Below are 20,916 nucleotides of genomic sequence, written 5' to 3'. Positions count from 1 at the left end.
GGTGGCCGGAAAACTCCGGCACGGGAGGTGACATGCCAAGAGCGACGCAGGACTTGTCCATTTCCCCGGAGGCTCGGAGGCAGGTCTATGCGGCGCGCCGATACGTGCAGCGGGACGTACAGGAGGAACTGGACCTACGCATCCCGTTCGACGTCTATTTTCAGGACCCGGCCATCACGGCGTCGGACCAGAAGTTCGATTTCGCGGATGGATTTCTGGTGCCCTGGGAACCGGGGTTGGGCGATGGTCCAACCAGTGCACGATTCGTGGTGGTCGATTATGACGGCGGCACTGAGTCCTTCGCCGCGCCGGCGAAGTGGGATCCTCGGCGAAACGTTTTTCTCGACCAGAATGGCGATGAGGTAGACCGGAACAAGCTGAACACGCCTCAGTTCCACCAGGTGAACGTCTGGGCCACGCTGCAGAACGGACTTGATTACTTCGAGAACGGGTTTGGTTTGGGACGGCCAATTCGCTGGGGTTTCGAGGGCAACCGGCTGATCGTTGTTCCCCACGCCGGCTACGGCGAAAACGCCTACTACGATCGCGAGAGCAAGTCGCTCCAGTTCTATTATTTCGACCGACCTGCAGGCCGCGTTTTCACCTGCCTCTCAGCCGACATCATCAACCACGAATTCGGCCATGCCGTGCTCGATGGTCTACGTCCCTACTATAACGAGTCCGTGTTGCCCGAGACCGCGGGATTTCACGAGTTCATGGGCGATATGGCTGCGATCCTGATCGCCTTCCGCAACAATGCCTTCCGTGCCCAACTCGTCGCGAAAACAGAGGGCGACCTCGACAGCGAGAGTGCGCTGTCCAGCATTGCCGACGAATTCGGCAGACAAGTGAAGGATCGGCCTTACCTGCGTAGCGCTCTGAACAAGCAGAGGTTTGCTGACGTGAAAGACAGCCAGTCGCAACACTTCATGTCGGAGGTGCTGACCGGAGCCATATTTGACATCCTCCGCCGGCTGTCGCGATATTATATCGACGTTGAAAAGCTCTCTGTCGCAAAGGCATTCTGGTACACTGTGCGACGGATGCAAAACGTAGCAGTGCAGCCCCTCGATCTGCTGCCGCCCGTAGACGTCACCTTCAAAGATTATGCGATCGCCGTCCTGCGGGCAGAGGAGATCGCCAATCCGAGCGATCCGGACGGTCAGCGAGCGATGATGCTCGACGCGTTCATACAACGCGGGCTGATCGACGAGTCGGAGCGTGAAGAGCTTGGCCGAGCAAAGGTCACGTTCCGGCGTCTGCCTGTCGACATATTTCACGATGTCGAAACCATCGCGAATTCGCGGGCGTACGCCTACCGCTTCCTCGACGATAACCGTAAGTCGCTGCTTATCCCGTACACGGCAGACATTGTTCTTCCTGAGGTCACGACCGCGCAGAAGTTCACCATCGACGGGCGCCGACAGCCGAAGCAGGTCCTCGTCCAGTACGTCTGGCGCGAGGATGTCGAGCTCAACGGTGCTGAATTCGGCGCCTATGAAGGCCAGACCACAAGTCTGCTGTGCGGCGGCACAATCGCGCTTGATGAGAACGGCAACGTCCTTCACTGGGCGCGGAAGCCGGGTACCGGGCCACAGCTTGGCACGGGCCGGGACGCCGATGATGAGCTTGAGGAAGGACGAGAGCGCAGGGCGGCCTGCCTCTCGGCGTTGGCCCGTCGGATTGCGGCAGGGAGAATCAACAATCCGATTGGTGGGGAGGCTGGGCTGCTCGAGAAGAGCATAGCTCCTCTCGGCTCGCGCGTGGTCGACGGCACGGTGCGCTTTCACCTGGCTCCGCATATCGGCCTCCATGACGATCGCGACGATGAAATGGGAGATGTGCAGTGGCAGATAAGCTCCTAGTCCGCGCCTACGACGTCGAGGTCGGCGACTGCATCTATTGCTGCATTCCCGGGGCGCGTGTGAAAGACGGTGCGGTCGACAACTTCCACATCCTCATAGACTGCGGTTCGAAGGGCCGGGCAGCGCTACTAAAGCGTGCGGTCGCAAATCTGAAAGAGATCCTGCCGGACGCCGGCGGTGGGCGGGTTCGGCTCGACCTTCTGGTCGCGACACACGAACATGCCGACCATATCAAGGGATTCGACCCCGAGGACTTCGACGGCATCCAAATCGAAAACATCTGGATGAGCGCGGCGATGAACGCGCAGCATCCTCAAGCCGAACACGCCTTTGCCCTCAACCGGCTTGCGACGCGGGCCATGCGCAATCTTGCGGCGAGGGACCTGTCCCTGAGCCCTGAGCTCCAAGGCCTCGTCGCCCTCTATGAGCTCGGCAATGACGGCGCGATGGAGGCGTTGCGAACCACGCTTCCGACCCGAAACGCAATCGAACCCAAATACGTCCATGCCGACATGACGGAAGATGAATTGGCGATCGAGACACTGCAGGGCGCCACTCTCAAGGTTCTCGGGCCCGAAGAGAATATCGACCTCTATTATCTCGGTGATGAAGGGGCGGAGATCGTTCACGCCTTCAATGAAACGACAGGTGCCCTGCGAACGCTCAGGGACGAGCCCCAGGTCAGGCCCGAGAGCATAAGCGGCTCCGATTTCCGGCGTCTGCGATCGCGGATGATGTCGGGACTGTTCGCGTTCACGCAGGAAAACGACAAAGTCATCAACAACACCAGTGTCGTTCTGCTGATCGAATGGAAAGGACGGCGCCTTCTGTTCGTCGGCGATGCAGAATGGACCAATACGTTCCGCCTTGGGCAGGGAAATGGTTCCTGGAACACAATGTGGAACACGCGGCCCGAACTTCTGGGCGAGCCGATCGATTTCCTCAAAATCGGCCATCATGGCAGCGAGAACGCCACGCCTTGGTCCAGCGGCGGAAACGGCGAAAGCGAGCCTGCCAGGATCCTGAATGCGATCCTTCCCCTTCCTGCCGATGGAGAGCAGCCAGCCGCGAAAGCGCTCGTGTCGACGGCACGAGGGAACACGTACCCAAGCATCCCGCGCTCCGAGCTTCTTGTCGAGCTCGGCAAGCGCGTCGGCAACGCTCGAAAGTATCTGGACAGCTTCGGTGCGGCCGGTGCCGCGAACCTGCCGCACTATGCGGACCGGGAGGAGCAGTGGCTCATGGAGGCACAACCGCCGCGAACGGACCTCGAGTGCATCCTCAGTGGCAAGACTTATGTGGATATCGAGATCGAAGCGGAGTGACCGCCCGGGCGTCGATCTGGGCCCGCGCAGCACCGCGGCGACCGTCCGTCGGCAACTCCTCGGATGACATGAACCGTCATTTTGGCAAAGGGAGGGTCACATGAAACCAAGATACATACATATCGGCAGCTGGAATATCGAACATTTCGGGCGAGTGGACGACTCACCGAACAATCAGTACGCCATCGCCGAGCACATCGAACTCTCCGGCGTCAGCATTTTAGCGATTCAGGAGCTCTACATCACGGATGATTTCCCAGCCGGCGGCCAACTTGGAAACAAGTTCCTCAGAGCCTCCTTAGATCTCGTCGAGGAGCACACCGGCAATCATTGGGAGTACGAAATCTTCCCGAATCGTGATCCGAGCGATCGAGAACAGCTTTGTGGCATCGCCTGGAACACGGCCCGCGTGACAAAAGTCGGCGACACCCTGCGCGTCAACGTGTCGAACCAGGTCGTCGACGACAACGGAGACAGGCTCTTCCTTTGGGACAGGCATCCGCATGCGGTGAAATTTGCGGCGAGGCCCGGTGAAGACGCAGCCATACAACTGACGGACTTCGTGGTGATACCGCTTCACATGAAGTCGAACGTCGGGCAACGCCACGTCGTGATGCGCACGCGATACCATGAAGCGCGCGAACTGATGGCGCAGATTGCCGCAATTGGCGATGCCTTCGATGAGCGTGATATCATCGTCCTCGGCGACACCAACTGCAAAAGGCGTGACGAAGGAGCGATTCAGGCCTTCATCGAGAGCGGCTTTGAAGACTTGAATGAAGACGACATCCCGACCTACGCGATCGGCAATGATGCTCCGTTCGACCGCATCTTTATCCCGCGCGGCGCCGAGCGGAAAACCTTCCGGTTTAGCCGCCAGTATATTCTGAGATCGGCAAGTCCCCTGGCGCATGATAAGTATCTTTCCGACCACTATCTGGTGAAAACCTCAATCGTGGTGCGGCGGGACGATGATTTTGGGAGCGCCGAAATTGCTGCTGCTGTGAGCGTAACCTAGTCCTGGCGAAGTCGGATCTCAGGGTATGGGGCAGGCGGTGCATGTTGGTTGATCGACGTGGAGGGGGCATGGGGAAGACACTCATTGCGATAGGTATTGCCATTCTCGCGATAGGCCTTCTTGTCACGTTCGCCCTGACACCGGAGGCCCTTCGCATCGTCGGCGATTTTGCGCGCATCGGATCGGGGTTCGACGGTGCCCTCCCGCTGCCTCCGGATGAAATCAACAACGCCATCAGCGAAGCCAATGCCATCGCGACCAGCGTGAATCAGGCGACCATTGAGACCAAATCCTGGGCACAATGGCTGTTGATGCTGGTCGTCGTGTTCGGAGCTGGAACGACGGTACTCGCTGGCCTGCAGAAGGCAATCCAATGGGACCGCGGGCCAGCATCCTGCTGACCCTTGCCATCGGTTTGCTCGGTGCAGGCGCCGCCGTCTCGACGTCCGGTGCAACTTATCTGAATGGCGTCGCCGATAGCCGTTTCGGCTGCGTGGACAACATTGAACAGGAGGCGGCCAAAACGCTCAGTTCGGTCAGAGATGAAACCGATGCACAGGCGGCGCGCCAATACCTTGATGACCTGCTCCGGTCTGCGAACCGTTGCAAAGCACGAAATGCTCGTACGAATTCTGACATTCGCCTCGTTGGCCCTAATTCTGGGCGTGGGCAACGCCGTCGCCGCCTGTGATTTTGCCCTGCGGAGCACCAAGGTGACAGATGCCCAAATCAAACGGGCGATCGAAATTGTCAACGCGGCCGTGCGCGATCCGGAACTGGTACTGTTTTTCTCGAATACGACGGAAGACAACGCGAGCAGCGATGAGATCCCCGTCCATCATATCAGGCCGGACCAGGCCAGGCCGGTCGTCGCGGAAGTACCCGCAGGCTGCCGGACGATTGTGATCAGCGGCGTGCATTTCGAGCGCAATTTCGCGGTTCTGTCCAAAGACAATGTGCTTATGCAGGACAAGCAGATTTCGATGCTCGTGTTCCTGCTACTGCATGAGCTGGGCCATATCGCGAACAGGCACTACGGTGCGTTCCTTCCGGCAACGGCCGACGCCGTGCCAAACAACGACGAGACCGAGGCGAAAGCGCGGGAGCGCCAAGCCGACGATTATGTTGCAACAATCCTGAAAAGGGAATTTAGCCGACTCGGAAACGGCAATCCGCCGATCGACAACTACGACCTCTATTTCGGCACCACCGAGGCGATCATGTTCCTGAGCAGCCTCTCCTTCGTGGTCTCGAGCGAGGCAACACTCGCCTGTTTCGGATGCCGCTCGCTTGGCGATCCCCGCATATTCTGGGATCATGGGCAGTCTCACCCGAATTTCGAATATCGATTGCTGCTCATAAATCACGCGATCAGCGCCACTCCCGAGTCGCAGGCATTGTTGGACAGCTATGAGAAAATGCGCAACGAGCTAAGTGCTCGCTAGCCGTTGTATTAGAAGCACTTGCGAGCGTTGAGTGATCAGGTCCGATGACCAACGAACTGCCGAAGTTCTCCCGGGTCGAGCTTGTGCTCGGGGAGCGGGTGGGAAAAGTGGCCTCCCCTCTGCTCAAGCAAGGCAGCATGACGCTCGAAGCGGCGTTGGCGGCTGCTTACCCCATCGCGGCGCGCCAGCTCATCGACGCTGGTGAAAATCCACAGGAGGTCGAGGCGGCCGTGGCCCGTCAGGTCGCGTCACATGGAATTCTGCCCGAGTACCAGACCTTTGCCATCTCTGAGGTACTGCACGCCGCGCTCTTGGACAGCTTCGCGGCGGGAAGCCCCTGCGGCGATCTCAGAAACAGAGAACTGTTACTGATCTCTGTCTCACCCGAGGGGTGCACTACACTATGTGTCCGGTACGTTCCGTCACCTATGCTCGGGTCGCTCACGTCTCGCCCGCCGGCTATGTCGGACGCGCGTCTCACGAGCATATCGGCATGAGTTGACGGCTCCAACTAACCTTCCAGCCGCCGAGCCAGCCTTTTGATCGCCACGCGATCAGAATCGACGATGAAGAAATACGGCGCCGGGTAGCGCTCAACGTAGGCTTCGGACACCCTGCCCTCACCGATCTCCGCGATGATCATGCCGATGGCGGGGTTGAAGCGCCGCAGCGACATTTGGCTTTCCGCATGCAGGGCAGGCACGTCCACCGAGTCCTTATCCAGGATGAGCCTGATCAGCTGCAGCGCGTCGGCAATCGGATCGCTTTCCATGCAGATCGGATCGAAGGTCAAGAAGAGGTCCGCGCCCACGTGTACGCGCGGCAAACGCCCGGAAATCGTGTGAGTAAGGCTCACGTAGTCGTCCTCGGCCAGCGCTTCGGCGAACTGATCCGTAGACCAGTTTGGAAAGGCTGCGATCAGCGCATCCTCATTGAGATGATCGGGTAGGCCATCGACCGAGTCTTGCATATCCATTTTCCCAGTGCCGATCCCTCCGAGGTCAGATCACCGACCGTCTCTGTTGGGGGCGGCATCGCCTCCTCCTCGGTCTGGTCCGCCGGTGGTGGCAGTGCTGCGTCCCCGAGCATATCGTCGATCCGTCGAACCACCTTTTTGCAGAGAGCGGCGAAGGCACGGACGTCGGCCGCCACCAGTTCAACGGTCTCGCCCAGCTTTGCCTCCTTGGCATGTTGCGCAAATTTGGCATCGACCACGCCGAGATTGTGTCCGATCAAGTGACGTTTCTGGATATTGAGTGAGGGACTGCAAGCTCCCCTGCGTCGAGTTCGGCGAACGGATCGAACGAGAATTCCTCGAAGCGCTTGCGGCCTTTGTCGATGTTCTGGAAATCGTTGCCGATCGGCTTGATCGGTGTCGACCCTGGGACACGGTTCTGAACGCGATAGGCATAAGCGACCTTGAGGGTTGCCTAGAAAGCAGTCAGCACATCTTCATGAGCATTGCCGAGCAGGCGATAGGCCAGTTCCTGCCGGTCCTTACCCTGGGATTCCGCCAGATCCACCTGCTGCCCGACCAACTCGGCCTCGCGAGCGAAGTGCAACGCCAGATTGGGCGCCCCGCAGTCGGGGCAAAACAGCGCAATCGCGAAGACACCATAGTCCCGCCCGCAGCAATCGCAGACCAGAAGGCGCATAAGATCACGGCGGCCGAAACGAGGGCGAGACTTGCTCCGGCGGGCTGCCGGCTTGTAGGTAATCGACTTGCTGCCTCGCGCCACACCGGCAAGCATGTCCGAAACCGCGTCCTGCATGTCCTGCAAGGCGGCCTGTTTCACAATCTTGACTGCAGCCTTGCGATCGTCCGGATGCATGAACTCTGCATCGTCGGCCCTGACGCCACTGTAGGGGCAGACGGTCCCCGGAGTGCCAGGAGCATATTTGATCCGGACGGCTCTATCAGGATCCGCAACAAATCCGACGACAGGGTCCCCGAGCACGAAATGCCGGGGGTGGGCCTCCGCATTGGGTGAGTAGCGATAGACTCTTCCATCAGGCGTCTTGGGCATTGGGATGGAGAGCTGCATCTTCGTGCGGGTACCGCCCGTGCGCATCTTTTCAAGTCGTCTCAGCTTCATCTTGCGCCTCACAAGAGACTCGCATCATCCAGAGATGATCTTGCCACGTGCGACCGCGATCGCCACAAAATAGTATTGCTGGCCAGCTCTGCTCGGCGTGACGACAACGCCATCGATGTGGCACCTAGTCCAGGATGTCTGGACGCACTCGAACATACCGGCCTGGTTTCTTCGCACGGTTTCTGCCGTCCGGACGCTGGAAGCTGACGCTCAATCGATCGACGCCGGGAATGGTACGACTGGTCTCGTCCGGCACCATCGATATGCCATGCATCGACGTAACCGCCATCTCAGTCAGCAAGGCCCTGCTGTGGCATTGCGTCGAGGTTCGATCCAGCCATCGGGTCGATAGTCTTGCCTGCCTGGGAGAACAGGCAGCGGTGCAGCTCGCGACCGACCTCTATGGTTTCGTCAACGCTCATCTGTTCGACCTCGTTGCCTCCGAGAGCGGCCGATTGAGCGAGGTGGACGCCCGGCTGCGGACGATCACGGAGCAGCAGCGGCAATACCTAGCCCACGCCGATCTCGCGAGGGTGATCGCGGCCGTGCCGGGCAAGGCTGCAGCTGCTTTGTCCCATCCGCTCTTCGATCCGGAAATGATGCCCTCGGGTCTAAAGGCCGCATTGCCGGCGTCCCTCGCGTTCCTCACGGACCCGAGCGTTCGCCACCGGTACAATGATGAGTTCGTTTCCGCGGAGCTCAGCAGATACCGATCATTCTTTGATGATCTCGACGGGCGATCCTTGTCCGACCAGCAGCGGGAAGCCTGCATCCGCTTGGAGGACAACAACCTGCTGGTCGCCTCGGCGGGCTCCGGAAAGTCCGCCACCATGGTCGGCAAGGTCGCATATGTCCTCAACAAGCAGCTCCATCGCCCCGACGAAATCCTGGTACTCGCCTTCAACAGGAGCGCCGCCGAGGAACTCAAGGGGCGGATTGCCCGTCAACTCGGCGTCGAAGCGGGGGAACTGAAATGCCGGGTGACCACCTTTCACGCGCTGGGGCGTAAGATCATCGAAGAGACCGAGGAACGGCCGCCCCAACTCGCCGACTGGGTCGAGCACCCGGCTGGTGAGGCGAAGGTGATCGAGAAGATCATCGAAGACTTGTTGGGCGTCGATCCGGAATTCGCCAGGCTCTGGATCGACCTTCTGGTTCTGCATCCCAAGGCCGATATCCCCGCCGAGGTCTTCGATACGAAGGCCGATCACGAACGCTACCTGTCGGTGCGGTGGCGAAATGGCAATGCCACCATCGGCACGATGGCCGGCGTCTACGTGAAGTCGCTTCAGGAGCAGACGATCGTCAACTGGTTATGGTTGCATTCTGTGGAATTCGAGTACGAGCGACAGATCGCGCTCGAAAACAAAAACGGTGCGATCAGGCACCTGCATCCGGACTTTTATTACACGGCCAGCCAAACGATTCACGAGCATCTGGCCATCAACGCCGACGGTTCGTCGCCCTTCGCCGACTACGTCGCCCATACCGAAAGCAAGCGGGCTTCGTATCGCGAGGCGGGGCTCGATGTGTTCGAGACCACGTCGGCACAAGCGAGTCGTGGATCGCTGGTCTCAGAGCTCGAAGCGGAGCTCGCCAAGCGCAGTATTCCGCTCCGGCGAAAGTGCTATACCGCCATCGTCCAGGCCCTCGAGCCGGTGGTGATCAAGCACTATCACAAGCTGATCGCGGTCTGCATCAAACACATCCGCGCCAGGCACCTAACCCTGGAGATGCTCGTCGAGCGCGCCGGATCGCTGCACGATAGCGCCCGCGCCAAGGATTTCGCCCGCGCGGTCTGGATCATTACCGAGGCCTATTCCCGCAAGCTGGAAGAAGCCAACCGCATCGACTTCGACTCCATGATTGCGAAGGCGACGCGCCTTGTGGAGACCGGCCGGTATCAGAGCCCCTACACCCTGATCCTCGCCGATGAGTTCCAGGATATTTCCGAGCCGAGTGCAAATCTCATCAAAGCGCTGAAGTACCAGAAACCTTTCACCAAGATATTTGCCGTCGGTGACGACTGGCAGTCCATCTACCGTTTTGCCGGTTCCAACATCACGATCTTCACGCAGTTCGAGGCGAATTTCGGGGCCAGCTGGCAAGGTCGCCTCGAGCAGACCTATCGCTGCAACCAGTTCATCGCCGAGACTGCCGCGAGCTTCGTGCAGCGCAATCCCGCGCAGCTGAAAAAGTCGGTGCATTCGACACGGCCGGCGATCGCTCGATCGATCCGCGTCATTCCGGTCGCGAGCGACCGCGGCAAACCCGACTTTGGCGAAGCCTGTAGGCGGCTGCTGAAGCGCCTCGACATTTTCCTCGGTGGTATCTCAGAGCAATGGCGGAACGATGGGCGCCAGAAGCTCAAAGTGATGGTGCTCTGGCGCTACAACCAGCTCGACCCGTTCAAGAGCGCAAAGCCTGGTTTCGAAAACATCGACGTCTCGGGACTGTCGTTCCATCGTGCCAAGGGGCTCGAGGCCGACTACACAATCTTGCTCGATATCAGCGAAGGCGATTACGGGGTGCCAAGCCGGATCGAGGACGACGAACTGCTGAACTTGGTCATGCCGCGACCGGAGACATTTGAATATGCCGAAGAACGGCGTTTGTTCTATGTCGCCCTAACCCGCGCCAGCCGCGGCGTGTTCCTGCTCGCCAACAGCCGCGAACCATCTCGATACATCCGCGAGCTCTCCGAGATTGCCGGCGACAACCTGCGCTTCGAGACCATTGACGGCGACCTTCTACGTCAATGTCCCACGTGTCGTGCCGGCTACATCGTTGAGAGAACCGGGCCCGCCAATCGCCGGTTTCTCGGCTGCAGCCAGTTTCCGAACTGCGATCACACAGCGCCTGCGAAATGACGATCAGTGTAAGACCGAATGCCCTATTCGCGGCACCGTCCACCGAGCGTAGCGGACGCTGTATTCCATTGCTGGCCACCGTCAGAAAAAAGCGCTGTTAACCAAATTTTTTAACCCGCCAATGCTTATTCGCGAGATTGAAGGGGTGAGGTGATCGATGTGTGATTCAAACATAAGCGCGTTTCCGCTGCATCGGCGGCGGAAATTGGTCGAAGGTATCGCCCAAGTCCTGGAATCCAAGAACGGGGATGACGCGAATGCCTTCTGGCGCAGCACCGCCAAGACAATTCTCGTTCAACTGTCCGAACCAGGAATTGCACCTGGGCTGGCCGAACAGGAAGTTGGAACGCTTCTTCATGCTGTCTTAGGCGAAATAGCCACCCGCAGTGCTTCGCGCGCATGATTTCGATGACCGCGGCGATCTTTTCATCCGCATTGAGAAACCTTGCATTTGGCGGATGCAGTGGCGCTACCATAGCGAGCCCCCCGGGTGTCTCCATGGGCAATTCTTTCGTCGTGAGCACGAATGCTATTGTGCAAGTTCCGCAGCTGTGCTCTCGGGCGAGATACGGTTCCACATCGAGTATATCCGGCGGTCATCCATGGGCCTTTGCCGAGTTTCGGGATGCGTTCGCGATCAAGGACGAGTGGGAAAAGCTGGCGGCGAGATTTGCCGAGCGTACGGCTGATGCCTGAAGATCCGCAGCCCTCTGCGTCATTTGCACGGCTCGCTTCATTTCTGAAGGACTGGCGCAAGAACCTGAAGCCGCACAGAACAGTCGACGTCGAGAATTTGCGCGATATCCTCCTCCGGATTCGATCGGGGTTGAAAGCCAACCACCGCGCCCTAGTCTCGGCCCCTGAAACGCTCGTGCCAGCGCAACTCGACCAAGTGCTGAGCGCACTGTCGCCCGCGCTGCTACAGGCCCGGCAGCGCGGCGACGCAATCGACGTCTGGTCTGTCGCGGGGTTGGGTCGCAACGAGGTCCGTACAGCGAGGGTTCTAACTTGGCTGCTCGATCCCGGTGGCTCTCACGGGGCTGGGGATGCCTACCTGATTGAGATTTGGAACCGCATCGGCGGGACGCGCAAGGCGGGCTTCCTGCTCAGGGATGTTCAAGGTGCGGTTCGTGAGAGCTATCCGCTTGGCAATGGGGATCACCGTGTCGATATCGAGATTACGGGTGCGAACTTCCTCCTGTTCCTGGAAGTCAAGATTGACGCGCTTGAAACCAAAAGGGACCAAGTAGCTCTATACGCGCAGTTGGCAGCCACAAAGGCGGCGAGCCTTCGCAAGCAGCATTGGGCCGTCCTATACCTCTCAGAAACATCGCCCTCAGATCCCACAAATTGCATCCAGCTTCGGTGGGCAGACGTTTCGAGGGCGATCAAATCCGTCGCGCGAAATCTTGGCGCGGAAACCTTCTCCACGCGACTAGCGCTGCTTTTCGCAGCGCATGTGGGCCAATTTCACTAAGGAGTTTGAATGACCGATAACGCAGAACTTGATGGATTGATCGTAGAAAACTTGTTGGACCTCGATGCCGCTGCAAAGCGAATTGAGGTCATTGGTGAAAACATTTGGGAGTCGATTATCGAGCATCTCGATGACTGGGCAAAGAAACAAGGCTGGAAAGGAGCTTTCGAGCGAGATAATCCTTGGACGGCTCCCCAAGAATGGTTTCTAGAAGGTCAGCCGGAGGCTTGGTTCTATCCGGACAAGGGACCGGATGATACCGGCGAAGGCATAGGTCAGGAGCCTTACTTCTGGCTCTCCCGCTATCTTGGTGTCGCAGGCGGCCAACTTTGTCTTTGGTTCGGGCAAGACTCCACGGGCACGAGGAAATGGAAACCCCTCGCGAAAGATCACGCTCGCGTTTTGGCCGAGACCGATTTCCATCTCAGCGATAGCGGCAACTTCTACACGGTGTGCAACCTGGATTCAAAAGCAGTTGCTGCCGCGATTGCCGATGGCCGCCTTGAAGAGGCGATGACCCCGCTACTGGAGGCTTTGGAACGAGCAGACAAAGCCAAGACTCTGTTTTCAACATTGCTCGCTAAGGCGAGGAAAGCCTAACGGTCAAAGTCACCATGACGGATCCATGCGAGCCTCACTTCGTACTACAGGAACGCACGCGGCAGGCTGCCTTCTTCGAAGCCTACCTTCCCGGCGAAGCCGGCTTCGAAAGGAGCGCCTTTCGCCTTGCTCCCGCGAACCGCCTTTCTAACCTAAACCCCGACATCCACGACATTGCCAACCGCTATTTTCGCCGACAATGCCATCGCTTGGCATCAGCATGCCGCTCATGGCCTCTCGTCACAGGTTTGCTGCCTGAATTTCCTGATGCCTCTCGCGACGCGCGTCCGGAGATGTTGCCGCGACTCGTCCAAAGCGCGCTTGGCGACTTGCCGGAAATGCTGAAGGTCGAGAAAGGGCCGGACGGTGAACCCTGGTTCGTCGGCTTTGAATGGATCGGCCGTACGGATTACCTGAACGAATGGCCCCGAAGCGCGCCGCCAATGTGACAAGCGCCGATGCCGTTTGCGTTCCGGCAGGCAGGCCGAGTCGAGACCTTGCTCGTCGAGTGGAAGTACACTGAATCCTACGGCGCTCCGCCCGAGCCGAAGCGCGAAGCGGAGCGTCTCGCCGCTACCAGAACATCGCCTTCGCGCCGATCGGCCCGTTGCGCAGCAGTGCAGACCTGAAGCTCCCGGATCTGTTTTGGGAGCCGTTCTACGAGCTCTTTCGTCAGCAAATGCTGGCATCGCGTATGCAGGCCACGAAGGAAGACGGCACGGAACGCGTCCGCGTTCTGCATATCGCGCCTGACCTTGCCCCCAGTTTCTATCCAGTTTTGAGTTCGTTTCCGGCGTGGGTTGTGCCCTGCTGGGCGGGTCAAGCGACGGGCGGATGGCATTTAGAAATCACAATTTCCGTTTTGTGCAGCCCCCAACGATCTTTGCTGTAGGAAATCAAGGATTAGCCGCTACTATGGCGAGTGGGGGGCGATAATGGATTCTACGAGAACCGAGGTGTTGTTCGACGAGTGGATTCTCGGTCGCCGAGGTTATGATCTCAGGGCTTTCCGTCGCTCCCTTCGGCGGAGCAGGGAACGCCCAGGGTGTGTATTCCGGTGGAAATGACACCTCTGCCCACAGCCTCCTCGATCACTGTGCTGGATACCCTCCAGAAACTTGACGGCGATTTTCGCGCGATGGCAGTTGCCATTGAGGATGGCGAGTTTGCGCTTTGGGTGGGGTCCGGCATTTCACGCAAGGCGCCAAGTCTCGGCGGGATCGTCATTCGCGCCATGGAGTTCCTGCGTAAACATGCAGTGGATCCCGACACCCAAGCAAAGTTCGAGCCCGCGTTTCGAGCCGCGCTGAAACTGAGCGAGATCAACGTCGATGTAGTAGAACCGCACTTTCAGGAACAGTTCGCGGATTGGCCAACTGAGCTTCGCGACAAGATCGTCAGCGTTCTCTGGAATAAGTATTCCAAGCTTCTCGACATCCGAATCAAGGGCGAACGCGAGGATTATCTGCTTTGGGAGGGCGTCGACATCCGTGACGCTTTCAAGGACCCCGCACCACCGGCTGCCGAGCATCTATCTATCGCGATCCTGATCCTCGAGGGTGCCGTCAACGAGATAGCATCTGCAAATTGGGATGGCTTCATCGAAGCCGCGGTGGAGCGCCTCGCCGGGGGCGTAAAAGGAAACCTGCAGGTTGTCGTTGATCCAGGTCATCTACGAGATGCTGCGGCCAAGGCCCGTCTCCTCAAATTTCACGGCTGTATTGTCCACGCAACAGAGGATCCCGACGTATATCGTGAGTTCCTGACTGCTTCTGAAACCCAGATCATCGGGTGGCCTGAAAACCCGAAGTTTGCGGCAATGCAAACCGAAGTACTTTCTGCTGCAACTAATTTGAAAGCTTTAATGATTGGCCTTTCGCTGCAGGACGTGAATCTGCAGGCGACCTTCAATAAGGCTCGCAAAGCGAACCCGTGGCCTTGGCCTTGCGAGCCTAGAGCTCAAGGCCATGTCTTTTGCGAAGAAGCGATCAGCGACGGTCAGCGCACAATGCTGAAAATGGTGTACGCGGGCACGTATAACGAGTTCGTCGATGAAATCGAGGGCGGTGCACATCTTCGATCCTGGGCGGAGCAGGTTCTGCTTGCGCTGATCCTGAAGCTGCTAACTGACAAGCTGAGCGCATTGTTGAGTCTGCGTTTGGCTGGGACTGTGTTCGTAGGTGAGACTGAGCCTATCATAGCCGGACTCCACCGAATGCGGGATGCGATTGCGGGTGCAATTGGTACTGATCGAACTGAGTTCACCACACGCGCCATCGCTGTATGGTCGCGCATGATTAGCCTGTTTCGTAATGGTCACTTGCCGACGAAGCCTGACGCGTATGAGGTGATAAGCACGACTCCGGTTGGACAATTGGCGGGCGACATGAACGTACGAGCAGCCGGTTTTGGAGAGATGGCCATCGCGCTTTCTCTTCTCGAACACGGCCAGAACGTGAGATTGTGGGAGCTTAGGCCTCCCGCGGACGAAGCCCTTGGGGCAGGCGCGATAGCAAGCACGGGTTCTTGGCCGGGTGCTCCTTCACGCGCTATTTTCCTCGCCCGATCGACAGGAGTTGCTCTTGATCTTCAGAAACATGGGGCCTTCGCCAACGAAAACACCGTTGTCATTCATGCCGATGACGTGTGGCAACAAATGTTCCCTAACAATGTCGATAGCGCGCGCGTACGCAGCCGCCCTCCCGGCCGCACAGGCAAGGTCGGGACACGACATGTCAGCATAGCGCAGATGCTCGATACCGAGCCAGATTTTGCCAGTCTGAAGACAAGGTTCGTCAGCGAGGTTACGCTATGAACGACACTCTGCTCGTGAACGGCCTGGTTAAACGTTTGGAGGCGGCTGGCTACACAAGACTGGCGACCCCCTTCAAGGTTGCCACAGTGGACTTCGAGTTTACCGCGGCATTGCGCGGCAGTGACGGTCGCGGGCTCGACCTCATCCTAATTGTCGATACGGCTACCGGCGACCATGGCGATAGGGATGCGACGCGGGTTCGGCAGCGTATCGAGACGCTCAGCCGGGCCCTGGACATCACGCAATCGCGCTACGTGCTGACAGTGATCCTTGCTGGAGCGATGCTGCAGGGAGACATGGAAGCCCTGTCCGCGACGTGTCGAGTCCTCAGCGTGGAAAGTGCCTCCCTTGACGCCGACGGCCGGCCCATCAATGTCGCTGTTGCCGAAGCTCTAGACGACCAAATCCGTGTCCTTTTGCCGTTGGACCTAGGTTCGGACGAAGCGGATGAACGCACGTCGAAAAGCGACACGATGACCGAACTTCTTGCAGCGCTTCCGAAGACCCTAGATCGCGAATTGGTCGACGGGCTCGTTGAGGCGTCGGTTCATGGAGAGGAGGCGGTTACTCAGGCTCTTGGCGCACGTCTCGGCGAAGTCCTGACGCTGCGGACCAGCTCATGACTGATATTCAGCTCCAAGAACTCGAGGTCTCCAACTTCCGTAGCATCAAGGGTATGGTGCGCGCTCCACTAGATGCTAAGGTCATACTCGTCCATGGTGAGAACGGCGCCGGCAAAACCAGTCTTTTGTCAGCGATCGAGACGGCGCTCACTGGGCGTGTTGTTTCGTTGGGCCGAGCGGATCCGCAGTATCAAAAGCAATTGCTACACTGCTCGGCAGAACGCGGGCACATCGACCTTCGTACTCTTGGGCTGGCCGGAGGCAATCATTTCCATTCAGTTCTGACGAGGGCCGGGGTCGAGCCTGGCGAGAAACTGCCGGCTGGACCAGCATCGTTCTTCAGTGAACGGTGTTATCTGCCGCAATCGTTCCTCGGACAGCTGTTGCAAATCTATCAAGATTCGGACTCGGCTCCGAATTCGCCCTTGTCGCGGTTTGTCAACGAGTTGCTTGGCCTTGACCGCCTTGATGCAATTGAAACAGGGCTGCTCCCTGCAGCGGACATCAGGAATCTAAGGAAGACCACCGACCGCTATGGTCAGGTCGAGTATGAAAAGACACGGCTTGAGCGAACCCTCTCGGAACATCGCGGAGCCCGCGACGCGGCCGCGAAGATAATTGCTGAGGCACTTGGCGATCTAAATCTGGCGCTGGCACAGTTGGAGCTTCTCAACCCGATCGACGAAACGCGCTTAGATTTGATCGAGGAGGCGATCTCCCAATCGCCGGAAGATGCGCAACTGAATGATTTGGCAGGCCAGCGTCGGCAGGTGTTGGCCGTCCAACAGGAAGCAGTGCGAAACGTTTCCACCGTTTCGCAACAGGACGAAACGAGTCTCTCTGAAGCCCATGGTAAGGCGAACAGCGACCTCCAGGGATGGCAGAGAGAGTTCGAGAACGTATTCTCCCAACTACGTGACCGGGTCACTAAGATTTTGCCCGATGTAGTTCTATCGCAAGCCGATCCGGAAGCGATGCGCCTTGATGCGCTGAAACTTCTGCGGGCGCGGAAAGTACAGCTCAACGAGCGCGAAGTTCGCGCCGCTCAAGACACCAAGCGCGAATCGGAAGTGACGGCGGAACTGATCGTCGCCGGCAAGCATCTCACGACGATTGACGGCGAGATAGGACGCATAGCCACCAACTCGGGGAACCTGGCCGCTGCACTCGCGGAGCTGTCGTCTTTCGTTTTGAACGATCACTGTCCTGTGTGCGATCGCGATTTTGCCGAGAAGGGCCAAGGTCCGCTTACCGAGCATTTGAACCACAAGGTGCGGACCCTTTCTGGATCGGCAGAGCGTTTGCTTGGCCTGAGTACGAACAGAGCCGAGCAGCAGGTCTTGGTCGAGCGGCTAGAACGCGAGGCGACCGAGCTCAAGTCGCGCCTTCTAGAACCGAAAGCCCTTGCGGACCTTGAGCGCGAGTCTGCCGATGTTGATGCCCTGGTTGTTGAACTTGATCAGCGTGAGAATGTCGCTCGAGAAGGATCGCGCCGAGCTGCGGTCGAGACCGCCACGCGCCGCGCTCTCGCTGGCCACCAGTCTGCGGATCTGGCTCGCACCGCCACGATGGCAACATTGACCGAGCTCACTGAAACGCTCGGTCAGGCGGCGCCAGAACTGATTGCCACGCCCCAGTCCGCCATCGTTCAGCTCCTGGATGCGCTCGATCAGCGAACGGCTGCATTGAACACGCGCGTCAGCGCGCGTCGCACTGCCAAGGATGCTCTCCGGCGAATACGAGCAGAAGTCGCGAGACGCGAGTTCGCCGAGAAGCTGATCCGTGACGATACGAGCACATATAGTGAAGTCGAAAGCGCCCTAAGCAAAGCAAATGGGATCCGCGCCGACGCTCAGAAAATCAGGGCAAAGGTTGAGGTTGTTCGTTCGCTCATTATCGTTCGGGAATTTAATGAGCGGCTAAACCGCCTCTGGCGAGATCTCTTTGTCCGGCTGGCGCCGAATGAACCCTTTGTTCCTGCGTTTAGGATCCCCAGCGAATCGACGCATCGGCTCAATCCGAAACTCATTACCACCCATCGCTCGGGCGGCGCCGGCGGCACGCCGGGCGCAATGCTCAGCGCCGGGAATCTCAACACCGCTGCACTGACGTTGTTCATCGCACTCCATTTGAGCGTCGCGCCCCAGTTGCCATGGCTGATCCTTGACGACCCGGTTCAATCGATGGATGACGTGCATATCGCCCATTTCGCGGCGTTGCTTCGGACGCTTTCAAAGGGACAAAAGCGTCAAGTGATCGTGGCTGTGCACGATCGTCAACTCTTCGAATATCTGAGACTCGAACTCAGTCCGGCATTTGCCGGCGACAGTTTGTTGTCACTTGAACTCTCGCGTGGCCCTAAACAGGATACGCGATGCTTACCTGATCGGCGTAGTTTCAAAGAGGAAACTGCGCTGCGGTCGGCAGCATAGGTTCATAGTTCACAGATTTAGCAGGGGAATATTCACGATCGCTGTCGGAACGAACTTCTACTGTCCTGACATATCAAGAGTCATATGTTGTTGGAACCCGCATGAGCATCTTGGCAGGCGATCCTCTCACTCAACTTGCCTTTTCTATATTTGAGAACAAGGGCGTTTATGCGCTGCTGCTGGGATCAGGGCTCTCCCGGTCAGCGGGAATACCAACGGGCTGGGAAATCACCCTCGATCTCGTTCGTCGCGTCGCCTTGGCACAGGGAGCGGCGGATCCGACCGATTGGGCCCAATGGTATCGAACCCAGACTGGTAGCGAGCCAAATTACTCTATTTTGCTGGGAGAACTTGCATCATCGCGCGCAGAACGACGGTCAATCCTGCACTCGTACATTGAACCTGATGAACAGGATCGAATTGATCGGCGAAAAGTCCCCACGGCCGCACATCATGCTATCGCCGGATTGGTCCGTGACGGCTACTTTAAAGTGATCGTCACGACGAATTTTGATCGGTTGATGGAAAATGCGCTCAGGGAGGCAGGTGTTGAACCAACTGTGGTGTGGTCGGTGGATGCGCTCGCCGGAGCAGAGCCGTTGTCCCACAGCTCATGCTACATCTTCAAGCTTCACGGTGATTACAAGGATGCGAGAATCCTTAACACCGATGAAGAACTGAACGGCTATCCGCCCGAATATGACGCGCTTCTCGATCGGATTTTCGATGAGCACGGACTTATTTTGTGTGGCTGGTCTGGCGACTGGGATCATGCACTACGTGCAGCCATCTTACGGGCACCAAACCGACGATATCCTACTTTCTGGACCCTGCGTGGTGAACCGGGCAGCGGTGCTGGTGAACTGATTGGCCACCGAAAAGCACAACAGGTGACGATTTCAGACGCAGATACATTCTTCGTCTCATTGGCCCAACGAGTCGAGACCCTAAGCCACACCCGGAAACAAAACCCGCTAAGCGTCGAGCTACTCGTTAGCACTGTAAAGCGGTATTTGGCCAAGGGAGAGCATCGCATCCAACTTGACGAAATCATCGCGCAAGAGGGTGAGCGCCTATTGGATCGGATGGGCATGTCCGAGCTATCGCCACAAGGCAGTTGGACTCCGGAGGAATTTCGCGGTCGCGTCCAGATTTATCAGGCCGCATCGGAGCCGCTGGCCAGAGCCGCCGGCGCGATGGGTCGGTGGGGTGACGGCGCGGAATTTTCGCAGTTGTCCGATATCGTAAGGGCCTTGGTTTCGCATGCCAACAAGGAAGGAAGTGGCCTTAGTATTTGGCTTGGACTCAGGTCTTATCCCGCATTGTTGGTGTTTACCGCCTACGGATTGGGGTTGGTCCGCGCTCAACGATGGAGAGAATTGCACGACCTGTTCTATCTCAAGATGCCCCGCGAAGACCGCACCCCGAAGCCATTGGTGAAAACACTTTTTCTTTGGGACTGGAAAGGCTTCGATGAAAACACATGGAGGACGCTTGAAGGACTGGATCGTCGAAAGACACCTCTAAGCGACCATCTTTTGAATGTTTTCACCGAATGGGGTCGGTCGTTTGTTGGGATGCAATCCGAACTTGGACTGATCTTCGATCGGTTCGAGACACTTGGGGCGCTCGCCCATTTGGAAGAACACAGTGAAGATGAATTGAAGGCTACCCTTTCTGTCCACGACCGCAAGGAACGCATGTCCGTCGGGCGTATTGGCTGGCGTGAAACGGCACGACAGGCCGTGGAACAAGATTTGCTCGTGCCGCCAATCCGCGCCGATCTACTGAAGGCCGGCTTTGCCCACGGAAGCGACGCCTATCTAGACTTTTTCGCCCTCAATCTCAGGCGTGTGGCCGGCTGGATGGAGTGGCAATAAAGCCAACGGCCACTGCGGAGCCATTACGAACAAAACGAGAAACGTGATTCAGTGAATCGAGCAGCGGCGTGCTGTCGAGCGTGGCGTCGTCGACGCAAAGGCGATGATTGCGGCACCTCTTCTCACTCATCGCAGGCGCGGGATCGGGAAAGACCAACACCCTCGCCCATCGGGTCACCCATCTGATTGTTGGCGGCGCAGATCCGCGCCGGATCCTGCTGAGGACATTCTCGCGCCGTGCGGCGGCCGAGATGTCACGTCGGGTCGAACGAATCTGCAACCGCGTTTTCAACGGCAATGGCGGCGTGATGGCCGATGCTCTGACATGGGCCGGTACCTTCCGTGGAATCGGCGCGCGGCTTCTGCGTGATTATGCGTAAGCGCCTCGCCGATCACCTATGGGTTTGGGCTTGATGTTTTCCGGAATCGCCAGGGCATGAGTTCCTCGATCTGGCTCTGTGGATGGCCGT

The 20,916-nt window shown here is 58.2% G+C and carries 19 protein-coding genes and 2 pseudogenes; 18 read left to right on the top strand and 3 right to left on the bottom strand.

Annotation, left to right across the window (positions count from 1 at the left end; genetic code table 11):
• Nucleotides 1-32 precede the first annotated feature (32 nt).
• From NKJ08_RS27960 to NKJ08_RS27930, 7 genes and pseudogenes are all read left to right on the top strand, one after another.
• Nucleotides 33-1,865, top strand: a complete 1,833-nt coding sequence (locus tag NKJ08_RS27960; protein WP_352784350.1) for a gluzincin family metallopeptidase — start codon at nucleotides 33-35, stop codon at nucleotides 1,863-1,865.
• Nucleotides 1,847-2,092 (top strand): annotated as a pseudogene (locus NKJ08_RS27955) (MBL fold metallo-hydrolase); the annotation flags it as partial. The gene NKJ08_RS27960 and the pseudogene NKJ08_RS27955, both read left to right, overlap by 19 nt.
• A 57-nt stretch (nucleotides 2,093-2,149) precedes the next feature.
• On the top strand, nucleotides 2,150-3,190 hold the full coding sequence (locus NKJ08_RS27950; RefSeq protein WP_352784382.1) for a ComEC/Rec2 family competence protein: 1,041 nt from the start codon (nucleotides 2,150-2,152) through the stop codon (nucleotides 3,188-3,190).
• 100 nt (nucleotides 3,191-3,290) lie between these two features.
• The gene (locus NKJ08_RS27945) at nucleotides 3,291-4,208 is read left to right on the top strand and encodes an endonuclease/exonuclease/phosphatase family protein (protein WP_352451809.1); all 918 of its coding nucleotides are present in this window, start codon (nucleotides 3,291-3,293) and stop codon (nucleotides 4,206-4,208) included.
• A 68-nt stretch (nucleotides 4,209-4,276) separates the two neighbouring features.
• Nucleotides 4,277-4,609, top strand: a complete 333-nt coding sequence (locus NKJ08_RS27940; RefSeq protein ID WP_352784348.1) for a hypothetical protein — start codon at nucleotides 4,277-4,279, stop codon at nucleotides 4,607-4,609.
• Nucleotides 4,610-4,750: 141 nt separating this feature from the next.
• On the top strand, nucleotides 4,751-5,653 hold the full coding sequence (locus NKJ08_RS27935; RefSeq protein ID WP_352784346.1) for a hypothetical protein: 903 nt from the start codon (nucleotides 4,751-4,753) through the stop codon (nucleotides 5,651-5,653).
• 44 nt (nucleotides 5,654-5,697) lie between these two features.
• Complete coding sequence (locus NKJ08_RS27930) at nucleotides 5,698-6,150, top strand: hypothetical protein (protein WP_352784344.1); 453 nt, start codon at nucleotides 5,698-5,700, stop codon at nucleotides 6,148-6,150.
• A gap of 14 nt (nucleotides 6,151-6,164) precedes the next feature.
• Here NKJ08_RS27930 and NKJ08_RS27925 read toward each other — a convergent pair whose 3' ends face one another.
• The 3 genes from NKJ08_RS27925 to NKJ08_RS27915 form a co-directional block, all read right to left on the bottom strand.
• Nucleotides 6,165-6,623, bottom strand: coding sequence for a hypothetical protein (locus tag NKJ08_RS27925; RefSeq protein WP_352784341.1), 459 nt, complete (start codon nucleotides 6,621-6,623; stop codon nucleotides 6,165-6,167).
• On the bottom strand, nucleotides 6,572-6,868 hold the full coding sequence (locus NKJ08_RS27920; RefSeq protein WP_352784339.1) for a hypothetical protein: 297 nt from the start codon (nucleotides 6,866-6,868) through the stop codon (nucleotides 6,572-6,574). Before NKJ08_RS27920 ends, NKJ08_RS27925 begins: the two co-directional genes overlap by 52 nt.
• 215 nt (nucleotides 6,869-7,083) lie before the next feature.
• The gene (locus NKJ08_RS27915; RefSeq protein WP_352784336.1) at nucleotides 7,084-7,749 is read right to left on the bottom strand and encodes a hypothetical protein; all 666 of its coding nucleotides are present in this window, start codon (nucleotides 7,747-7,749) and stop codon (nucleotides 7,084-7,086) included.
• A 230-nt stretch (nucleotides 7,750-7,979) separates the two neighbouring features.
• On the opposite strand from NKJ08_RS27915, the gene NKJ08_RS27910 reads away from it, so the two are divergent.
• The 11 genes and pseudogenes from NKJ08_RS27910 to NKJ08_RS27870 all read left to right on the top strand — a co-directional run.
• Nucleotides 7,980-10,619 (top strand): UvrD-helicase domain-containing protein, encoded by a 2,640-nt coding sequence (locus NKJ08_RS27910; protein WP_352784334.1) that lies wholly within the window; start codon nucleotides 7,980-7,982, stop codon nucleotides 10,617-10,619.
• Nucleotides 10,620-10,776: 157 nt separating this feature from the next.
• Nucleotides 10,777-11,022: a DUF6074 family protein gene (locus NKJ08_RS27905; RefSeq protein WP_352784331.1), complete on the top strand. Its 246-nt coding sequence runs from the start codon at nucleotides 10,777-10,779 to the stop codon at nucleotides 11,020-11,022.
• Between the two features lie 285 nt (nucleotides 11,023-11,307).
• A complete protein-coding gene (locus NKJ08_RS27900; protein ID WP_352784328.1) occupies nucleotides 11,308-12,096 on the top strand; it encodes a PD-(D/E)XK nuclease family protein in 789 nt (262 codons plus the stop codon).
• 9 nt (nucleotides 12,097-12,105) lie between these two features.
• A complete protein-coding gene (locus tag NKJ08_RS27895) occupies nucleotides 12,106-12,696 on the top strand; it encodes a hypothetical protein (RefSeq protein ID WP_352784325.1) in 591 nt (196 codons plus the stop codon).
• 174 nt (nucleotides 12,697-12,870) lie between these two features.
• On the top strand, nucleotides 12,871-13,041 hold the full coding sequence (locus NKJ08_RS39100) for a PGN_0703 family putative restriction endonuclease (RefSeq protein WP_502906357.1): 171 nt from the start codon (nucleotides 12,871-12,873) through the stop codon (nucleotides 13,039-13,041).
• Between the two features lie 262 nt (nucleotides 13,042-13,303).
• Entirely contained in the window at nucleotides 13,304-13,588 is a 285-nt protein-coding gene (locus NKJ08_RS39095; protein WP_502899831.1) for a PGN_0703 family putative restriction endonuclease, read from the top strand.
• A gap of 171 nt (nucleotides 13,589-13,759) precedes the next feature.
• Entirely contained in the window at nucleotides 13,760-15,511 is a 1,752-nt protein-coding gene (locus tag NKJ08_RS27890) for an SIR2 family protein (protein ID WP_352784377.1), read from the top strand.
• Entirely contained in the window at nucleotides 15,508-16,134 is a 627-nt protein-coding gene (locus NKJ08_RS27885) for a hypothetical protein (RefSeq protein WP_352784323.1), read from the top strand. The genes NKJ08_RS27890 and NKJ08_RS27885 overlap by 4 nt, the downstream gene beginning before the upstream one ends.
• On the top strand, nucleotides 16,131-18,566 hold the full coding sequence (locus NKJ08_RS27880) for an AAA family ATPase (RefSeq protein ID WP_352784320.1): 2,436 nt from the start codon (nucleotides 16,131-16,133) through the stop codon (nucleotides 18,564-18,566). Before NKJ08_RS27885 ends, NKJ08_RS27880 begins: the two co-directional genes overlap by 4 nt.
• A gap of 101 nt (nucleotides 18,567-18,667) precedes the next feature.
• Nucleotides 18,668-20,446 (top strand): SIR2 family protein, encoded by a 1,779-nt coding sequence (locus NKJ08_RS27875; protein WP_352784319.1) that lies wholly within the window; start codon nucleotides 18,668-18,670, stop codon nucleotides 20,444-20,446.
• Between the two features lie 55 nt (nucleotides 20,447-20,501).
• Nucleotides 20,502-20,823: pseudogene (locus NKJ08_RS27870) on the top strand (UvrD-helicase domain-containing protein); the annotation flags it as partial.
• Between the last annotated feature and the right edge of the window lie 93 nt (nucleotides 20,824-20,916).

The organism is Mesorhizobium sp. M0244 (assembly GCF_040321795.1).
Taxonomy (GTDB): domain Bacteria; phylum Pseudomonadota; class Alphaproteobacteria; order Rhizobiales; family Rhizobiaceae; genus Mesorhizobium.
Note: the sequence above shows the minus strand (reverse complement) of the source record. Positions and strands in the feature narration are given on the sequence as shown.